This window comes from Mesorhizobium sp. WSM3866 (assembly GCF_002294795.1).
In the GTDB taxonomy this organism is placed as follows: Bacteria; Pseudomonadota; Alphaproteobacteria; order Rhizobiales; family Rhizobiaceae; genus Mesorhizobium.
In genome coordinates this window covers 35655-43891 of sequence record NZ_NSGC01000026.1, presented here as the reverse complement: position 1 = coordinate 43891, position 8237 = coordinate 35655, and the positions used below count along the sequence as shown (strand labels likewise).

General features: G+C 62.2%; 7 protein-coding genes and 3 pseudogenes. 4 read left to right on the top strand and 6 right to left on the bottom strand.

From position 1 onward, the window contains the following. A partial coding sequence (locus tag CK222_RS30345; RefSeq protein WP_245433385.1) for a thioesterase domain-containing protein occupies nt 1-1071 on the top strand: 1071 nt, incomplete at its 5' end. Between the two features lie 542 nt (nt 1072-1613). Here CK222_RS30345 and CK222_RS30340 read toward each other — a convergent pair. From CK222_RS30340 to CK222_RS30330, 3 genes and pseudogenes are all read right to left on the bottom strand, one after another. Further along, nucleotides 1614-2069, bottom strand: a pseudogene (locus tag CK222_RS30340) (transposase); the annotation flags it as partial. Between the two features lie 110 nt (nt 2070-2179). Further along, the gene (locus CK222_RS30335; RefSeq protein ID WP_245433382.1) at nt 2180-2884 is read right to left on the bottom strand and encodes a tyrosine-type recombinase/integrase; all 705 of its coding nucleotides are present in this window, start codon (nt 2882-2884) and stop codon (nt 2180-2182) included. 37 nt (nt 2885-2921) lie between these two features. Then, nucleotides 2922-3130: pseudogene (locus tag CK222_RS30330) on the bottom strand (aldehyde dehydrogenase family protein); the annotation flags it as partial. Between the two features lie 178 nt (nt 3131-3308). Here CK222_RS30330 and CK222_RS30325 point away from each other — a divergent pair. Continuing rightward, the gene (locus tag CK222_RS30325) at nt 3309-3608 is read left to right on the top strand and encodes a hypothetical protein (protein ID WP_176477790.1); all 300 of its coding nucleotides are present in this window, start codon (nt 3309-3311) and stop codon (nt 3606-3608) included. Here CK222_RS30325 and CK222_RS33250 read toward each other — a convergent pair. The 3 genes and pseudogenes from CK222_RS33250 to CK222_RS33240 form a co-directional block, all read right to left on the bottom strand. Beyond that, nucleotides 3595-4011 (bottom strand): tyrosine-type recombinase/integrase, encoded by a 417-nt coding sequence (locus CK222_RS33250; RefSeq protein WP_245433392.1) that lies wholly within the window; start codon nt 4009-4011, stop codon nt 3595-3597. The two genes, CK222_RS30325 and CK222_RS33250, sit on opposite strands and share 14 nt — an antisense overlap. A gap of 385 nt (nt 4012-4396) precedes the next feature. Continuing rightward, on the bottom strand, nt 4397-5158 hold the full coding sequence (locus tag CK222_RS33245; protein ID WP_245420781.1) for a tyrosine-type recombinase/integrase: 762 nt from the start codon (nt 5156-5158) through the stop codon (nt 4397-4399). Between the two features lie 531 nt (nt 5159-5689). Continuing rightward, nucleotides 5690-6454 (bottom strand): annotated as a pseudogene (locus tag CK222_RS33240) (IS256 family transposase); the annotation flags it as partial. Nucleotides 6455-6962: 508 nt separating this feature from the next. Between CK222_RS33240 and CK222_RS30300 the strand changes: the two are divergent. Then, nucleotides 6963-7475: a Spy/CpxP family protein refolding chaperone gene (locus CK222_RS30300; RefSeq protein WP_095780027.1), complete on the top strand. Its 513-nt coding sequence runs from the start codon at nt 6963-6965 to the stop codon at nt 7473-7475. Nucleotides 7476-7542: 67 nt separating this feature from the next. Continuing rightward, complete coding sequence (locus CK222_RS30295; RefSeq protein WP_095780028.1) at nt 7543-8235, top strand: response regulator transcription factor; 693 nt, start codon at nt 7543-7545, stop codon at nt 8233-8235. The last annotated feature ends 2 nt before the right edge of the window (nt 8236-8237 follow it).

Sequence of the window (8237 nt, the reverse complement as noted above, 5' to 3'; positions counted from 1 at the left end):
CTGGGGCTCGATCGGGTCGGCCGCCACGACCACTTCTTCGAGCTCGGCGGCCATTCGCTGCTGGCGGTGCGGCTGCTCAGTGGGGCCTCAAATCTTGGGCTGCAATTCAGCGCCAGCGATCTGTTCCGGACACCCATTCTGAAGGATCTGGCGTTGAAGCTCAATTTGGGACCACAGCCGAGCAATTCAGGAGTGATCCCCATTCGTGCGACGGGATCGCAACCGCCGCTCTTTTTTCTTCCGACGGGGAGGGGCGATTGTTCCTACGCCGTCAAGCTGGCAAGCGAAATGGACATAGACTGTCCCGTCTATGCGGTACCATGGCCGGATTTCAATGAATTGTGTGCCCCGACTCTTGAAGAAATGGCCTCGCAGGCGATCGGGGTGATGAAAGAAATCCAGCCGACGGGGCCGTATCGCCTCGCAGCGTATTCTTCAGGCGGAATATTGGCCTACGCAATTGCGTGGCACCTGTGGAGGTTAGGCGAAGCTGTCTCGTTCATGGCCTTCATCGATGTTGCGCTACCTGCAAATGGCTCGACCATGTCATCCAACCAAATCGCCAACGAACTGGTTCTGGAAAGCCTCGAATGCTTGGACGACGAGCGCTTTGCAGAGCTCGAACGTTTCGCTGAACAAAGCTCGATCGCCCAGCTGCTCGAGAAAGCGCAGCAAATCGGAGCGATCCCGTTAAATCGTGATCTGCAAAACGATGCGGTGATTTATAAAAAAATTGCTCGGTTTCATGTAGCGCTGCAGGGGTATGAACCTCCATCCTTGCCGGTAACAATACACCAGTTTTATGCCACTGAAACTAACCTTCCCCGGAGGGAACACGCCAAGAACTCCACAGACCAATACGCAACGTCGCCAATGCGGGGATGGGACCGGGTTTTGGATGCGTCGGCCATTCATACCGTGCCGGTTCCAGGCGGTCACGAGAGCATGGTGGCGAACCCGCGAAACTGCAAAGTTTTGGCTCAAGCCATTTCAAAGGCCTTCGGCAAATCACCGAACGGACTCCACCGCCAGACTGAGGTGGCGGACAGTTTGCAGTCAGCGCCGGAGTAGTCGCGACCCCACAACACATCGGTCCTGGCCCAAAACTCTCCCCCGAACCGCCTCAAAGAAAGCAGCGTCGGATGGGCGCCTTCAAGTCAGGCCGCGTGGCAGCCCTCAGCCATGCTTCGTGAACGCCCGCTGCTATTTCGGCGCTGGGCAAGGCCTTTGCCCAATGACAATCCAATTTGGTTAGAAAGACTCGCTTTCTATCTTACGGCACCAAGCGCCTGGCCTAGCCTTCGACTGGCCGTGGCAGAAACCGAGCAAAGGCCGGTCACCGAACATGGGCAATTGAGAGCAGGAGAGACGCCAGCGGAACGGAACGTCTGCATCAAGGTCTTGGTAAGTATGAATTGGGCATCGCGCAACGGATCCGTTTGCATGTAGCTGTTGCGAAGTTGTAGCGAACGCTCGGCGACAACGACACCGCAAAACCATCTTATATTCTGGTGCTAGGTTTGACTAATATCCCGATACAGAAGGATCGTGTCCACGGACGTGGTGTAGCTGACGGCCTTGATCTCCGTGCTCTCCGGCGTGGGCCGGAATGATCAGCGCGCCACTGCCGGCAGGCTGATGAGCGGATCATCGCTCTTCTGACTGATGGTCTCAAGGGTCATGTAGCGCGCCCGCTGCACGGCCCATTCATCATTCTGTTCAAGCAGCAGGGCGCCGACGAGGCGGACAATGGCATCGTCATTGGGAAAGATGCCGACGACCTCCGTCCTCCGCTTGATCTCGCCGTTGAGCCGCTCGATCGGGTTGATCGAGTGAAGCTTGACGCGGTGCTCGTTCGGAAAGGTCATGTAGGCGAGGACATCGTGTTCGGCTTCATCCATGATGGCGGCGAGCTTCGGTACCTTCGGCCGGATCTGATCGGCAACGGCGCGCCATTGCACGCTTGCGGCCTCGGCCGTCTCCTGGGCAAACGCGGTGGCGATGAAGGCCGAGACGACCCGGCGCCCGCTCTTGCCGGCATGCGCCAGCACGTTGCGCATAAAATGCACGTTATGCCGACGTCGGCATAAGGTCCATTATGCCGATGTCCGGATTATGCCGACCTTGGGGGTGGATGTCGGCTTCGGAGGCGGTGATCGCTGCGATGGGGTCGGCATAATCAGAGCGCCTCGAGGAAAGCGAGAAGCTTGTCGGGCGGTCTGTAGCGTCCTGGCGCCGTGTTGGCCGGCGTGGTTTTCGCCAGGGTGCGTTCTTTAAGTTGCAGATCGGCGTGCAAGTAGATGTGGGTGGTCTCGATCTGTTCGTGGCCAAGCCACAGCGCGATCACCGAGGTGTCGACGCCGGCACGCAGCAGTCGCATTGCCGCGGTATGACGCAAGGTGTGCAGTTTGACCCTTTTCCGCTGCAGCGACGGACAGTTTCTGGCAGCGATTTCGACATACCTCGCGAGCCGGTGCTCGAGAGCGTCGCGGCTGATCATCCTGCCGGTCTGTGTAGGGAAGAGGGGATCGGCCGGCTGCCCGGCACGTTCGGCCAGCCCGACGCGCAGCACGGCGGCCATGTTGGAGGTAAGGGGTGTGATCCGCTGCTTTCGCCCCTTTCCGATACAGCTGACATGAGCGCCGGAACCGAGATGGATATCGGCGCAGTGAAGGCCGATCAGTTCGGACGCCCGCAGGCCGGTTTGGGCGGCGAGCCGAAGCAAGGCGTAGGTCGACCGCGCGGGGGCGGACAGCAATACATCGAGTTCCTCCTCCGTCAGGAACGTCACAAGCTGTCGCTCAAAACGCTTAGGCGGAATCGCGAGCACCCGTTCGATTGTCGCGGCGTACTCGGGGTAACGAAGGGCGGCGAACCGGAACAACGACCGGATTGCGGCAAGCCGCGCATTCCGGGTCCGCGCGCTCGATATCGGCGTCGTCGAAGACCAGGAACGGCGCGTTGCCGCCGAGTTCCATCGACACCTTCTTGACGGTGACGGACGACTTCTGGATCAGGATCTTGCCGACCTCGGTCGAGCCGGTGAAGGTGATCTTCTTGACCAGCGGGTTGGCGCAGATCTCGTCGCCGATCTCGCCGGCCCGCCGGTCAGGATGTTGATGACGCCTTTGTGGTGATCAGAATCGGCTCGAGCTTTGCCGCAGCTTGCCTTGTCGCGCGGCAGCTCTACACCGTCGGCCGGATTCTAGCCGATCTGCGCTCTCGCCAGCCGGGTATCCCGCGTCCTGACGGTTTGAATCCTTGGCCACGAGCACTTCCCCACTCGGCAAGGTTAGGTGGAGGCCGACGTGATCGCCGAGATAGACAACTCGGACACGCATGCGGAGATAACAATATCGCGCTTCTATGAACGTCTTTTCGCACTTGGCGCTTTCATGCGAGCGGAGCTGGACGGCATTATCGATCGCCTTGGCCTGCCCGCGCAGAGCGCTGGGTTTGGCTCGGTCTGGCTGATCTATTTCCTCAGCGGTCCCTACGGAGACTACCAGGACCTGCTGCGCAACGACGATGCCTTCGATCTCGCATTCCGCAAGGAGATGATAGCGAACCGTCTGATGGGTCAGCCGCTCCCGCTCAAGCGTCTTTAGCAAACGCGTGCCGCAGGTCGTGGAGCCGTGGTCGGCAACCTGCCGAGCGGGGGGCGATGCCGACGCGACAGACGAGCTTCTGGAACGTGTTTTGAACGTTCACATAGAGCAGCCTCGTGCCGGCCGGTGAGACGAACAGGGCCGGCGTGTTCGGCGGCCGGCGGGGTCGATCGCGCCGGCGCAGATAATTGCCGAGGGCCGCAACAGTGCTCGGATGTAACGCCAAGCGGGATTTTCCGGACTTTCCGCGCCGAATGGTGAGGCCGCCGCCGACCGCATCGAAGTCGTCGCGGTCCAGGCCGATCGCTTCTCCAACCCGCATTCCGGTCACGGCCAGCAAGCCGATCAGGGTCCGGTAGGTTGCTTCCCGATGCGGCGTGCGCAAGGCCGCGGTTGCCGTCATCAAGGCGATGACGTCCTCCTGCGAATAGAGGTAGGGCGTCGCTCGGCAAGATCGCCCCGGCAGCAGATCACACGGCGGCACCTCGGTTGCCGGCTCGATCCCGCGCAGATGGGTCGCAAAGCCGCGAACGACGGAAAGTCGCGCCCACATCCAGCTTCGATCCGCGCCTGCCGGCAGCATCGCCCAAGCGAGGGCCGTCTTGGTGGTCAGGTGGTCTTCGCCTTGCGCCTCGAGATAGGTGAGGAACTGGGCAAGAAGCTTCTCGGACCGAACAAGCGTGTAGCCGAGGGCGCGACGCATGGCCAGGTAATCGGCCAGGGCCTGGCGAAGGCGCTCATGCCACCTCTCCCGGCCAAGGGCGGGCGATCGTTCGCAGGCTTCGCGATCAACCTTGGCATAGATCGCCGTTGTCAGGGCGCGGCGATGACGCAGGACCTGCCCGACCTCCGGTTCGACGCGCCGGCGCGCAACATCGCCGACGCCGCCGTATGGCGCAGGCGTGGGCGTGGATCCGGCCGAGCCCGGTGCGGCAATCGGCGGCGGCCACGATTTGCGACACGCCAGCGCTTGTGAGGGCATCGTGGGGCGCCCTGACTCGCACAAATACTGTCCGGCCCTGGGCGGTCCGGGGACGGCCGTGGCGCAGATAGGCCGCTACCGCTTCGCCGACATCGGCCGGCAAGGGAAGGTGTTCGATGCAGCTTCCTTTGCCCCGTACGAGAATCTCACCGGTCCGCCAATCCAGGTCGTCAAGCTTGAGCTTGGCGACTTCCCCCGCCCGCAAGCCGAGACGAACCAACATAGTCAGGACCGCGAAGTCGCGGCAGCCGTTCGACGTATCGCGGCCGCAGGACGTCAGCAGGCGCTGAACCTGGTCGCAATCCAGTCCCTTGGCAACCCAGCCAATCGCCGACCGGCGACCGAGGGCACGCAAGCGGCAAGAGATCGCGCGATGAGACCCTCGACATGAAGGAACGTGAGCAGCGACCGCAGCGCCGTTACAGTCAGGCTTGCCGCGCCGCGGCTCAGCTGAGGGGAACGTGCCACGACAAAGGTGACGGCTCGGTCGCGGCCAAACCCGCAAGGTCCAGGGCACGCCCGTCGGACGACAATCGATGACGCAGAAAGGGGCGCACCATCCGGGCATAGACATCGGCGGTCGCTATCCCCAAACCGCGCTCAATCGCCAGATAGCGTTGGTATCGTCCAGCAGCTGATCTGCCGGATCGTCGGGTGCACGGGGCGACGGCAGCACCACGCCGCGAGACTGCAAATAGGCCAACAGGGGCTGCAATGCTTTGATCGAGCGGAGTTGCGGGCCAGCGGCACGACGGGTACGGACGAACCGATCGACCTCGCTCGCACCCAGTCCCTCCACGTCCATGCCTTCCAATGCGAGCCAGCGGCTCAATCGCGCCCAGCCGCATCTGCTCGCGAGCGGAAAGCAGCGTATAACCTTGTCGGGCGAGTTCGCCGGCAAACCCAGCCGCAAACGGGGCAAGCGGGCCCTGGACGCGAACGCGAACCGGATCGATTGACATGAAAGCATCCCCTTCTTTGGAAACAAGAAGAAGAGTTTGCACGATCCGTCAGACCGCCGGTGATTATGCCGACCCCATAGCAGCGATCGCCGCCTCCGAAGCCGACATCCACCCCCAAGGTCGGCATAATCCGGACATCGGCCATAATGTACGTAACAGCGCTGCCAGACTGCCTTGGGCAGGACTTCGCGGATCGCCGCCCTGAGCCCCGGATGGTCGTCGGAGACGACGAACTCGACGCCGGCGAGCCCGCGCTGCTTGAGCCCTGCCACGAACGCGCGCCAGCTCGAATGGCTTTCCCGGTTGGCCAGATCGACACCGAGCACCTGGCGCCGGCCCTCCCAGTCGACCTCGATCGCCACCAGCACCGCCTGGCTGGCGATCACGCCGGCTTCGCGCGCCCGCTCATAGCGCGCATCCAGAATGAGGTACGGGTAAGGTTCGGCAGGCCGCTGCTCAAAGGACGCCTTCAGGGCTTCATCCAGCCGCGCCGTCGCCTGGCTTACCGTCGAGGCCGAGAAGGAATGGCCGCACAGCTCCTCGGTGATCGCCTTCACCTTCCGGGTCGACACGCCTTGCACGTACATCTCGACCAGCGCCGACACCAATGCCTTCTCCGAGCGCTAATAACGCTCAAACAACTCCGTCGAGAACCGGCCGGCCCGATCCTGCGGAACCCGGAGCTCCAGCACGCCAACCCGCGTCACAAGCTTGCGTTCGTAATAGCCGGACCGTTAACCAACCCGCTTCGTCGTCCGCTCGCCTACCCCGATCGCCTCCGTCATCTCGGCTTCCAAAGCCTCCTGCACGACAGTCTGCAATACCTTGCGAAAGCCGTCCTCATCTGACAACAGCAACGCTTTCAACTCGCCTCTGCTCAGTCTAATTTCTCGATTGGTCATGGCACTTACCCTTCCACGGGAATCGGTGATCGCAACGTCACCAGCGTGCCATGGCCGCCTCGCCTCAGGGCAAGCGCTGGTCTCTCTCCAGAACTTTTTGCAGAACCTTCAGGACACTATCTGTCTGAGCTTAATCCGGTCGACCCGCCCTGGGACGTGATCCGTGTATCCGTGGTGTGGGAGGGTCGGCGCGGCGAGGCGTCCCCCTATCCCGATCAACGGCCCCAAACGTAGCCGCTCAAAGACGCATCATTGGAACGTCTGCTCGTCGCGCATCCTTCCTGTTCCCAGACCGTAGAGATTGATCCTCACGGCTCATCGATCAGATCGAGCTCAAGACCCAGGGTTTCAGGTAGGGTGGAGAACCTTCCGCGGCACTCCGCGCTTCCCGCCGCAATATCGCCTTGCCGGCTTCACACAACTTTACATTCGCCCGCAACAGCCGAAACATTGGGCTCTCAGATTGGCCCAGTCGCGGCAGAGATGCCGCAGTAGCGAAAGGACCATCATGACGTACGATCACGACACCACGCAGAAGAAGGGCTGGGGCAAGCGCATCGCCATAGGCGGCATTGCGATAGTAGCGCTTGCCGCCGTCGGCGTCACTGGCGCGCTCAGCCAGGATTGCGGGCGCATGCAGCGCTTCGGCATGGACGGGGGCCACGGCGGACCCGACATGCACATGCAGGCCAACTTCAGCTACGAAATTGGGTTGAGGCATCACTTAGAGTGCATGCTCGATGATATCGACATCACACCCGAGCAGGAAGACAAGTTGGAGGCGATCATGGACAAGCTCGATCACGATGTCCGCCCGATCATACGCGGCTTCCACCACGCGCAAGACGATTTCGCCAAGCTGCTCGGCGCCGCAACCCTCGACCGCGAGGCGGCGGAGGAGCTGCGCGCTGAGCGCGTCGCGGCGGTCGACGAGGCCTCGCGCAAGCTGACGACGGCGCTGCTCGACGCAGCCGCGGTGCTGACGGCCGAGCAGCGGGCGGAGCTGTTCGAACTCTTCTAGGATCGCAGCCACCGACGCTGGTAAGCTCTGTACCGGCACAGGTTCGAATCGGAGCAGACAAACGAGCATGGCGGACCAGGTTCTCATCATCGACGACGATAAGCGCCTGTCCGCCATGGTCGCGGAATATCTGACGGGCAACGGTCTTCGTGTGGTAACGGCGGATACGGCGGGCGCAGGCCTTGCCGAGATCGCGCGGCTGTCGCCCGATGCCGTGGTTCTCGATGTCATGCTGCCTGACATGGACGGCTTCGAGGCGCTCAAGCGCATCCGCGCGAAGTCCGACGTGCCGGTTCTGATGCTGACGGCGCGAGGCGGCGAAACCGACCGCATCGTGGGGCTGGAAATAGGCGCCGACGATTATCTGTCGAAGCCGTCCAATTCGCGGGAGTTGCTGGCGCGGTTGAAGGCCATCCTGCGCCGCCGTAACGCCGGCGCGAACACCTCGCCGCGCATCATGCGCTTCGGACGGCTGGAAATCGACCCTGCCTCGCGTTCGGCCCGCGTCGAGGGGCGCGACTGCCCGATGACCAGCTATCAGTTCGATCTCTTGGTGGCGTTCGCCGAAAGTCCCGGGCGCACGCTGTCGCGCGAGCAGCTCATGGACATTGTCAAGGGAGAAGCGTTTGACCGGTCGATTGACGTGCATGTCTCGCGCATCCGCGCCGCGATCGAGACCGATCCGAAAGATCCTCGCCGCATCATTACGGTACGCGGCGTAGGCTATGTCTTTGCCCGTTGCCAGGACGATGACAGATAAGC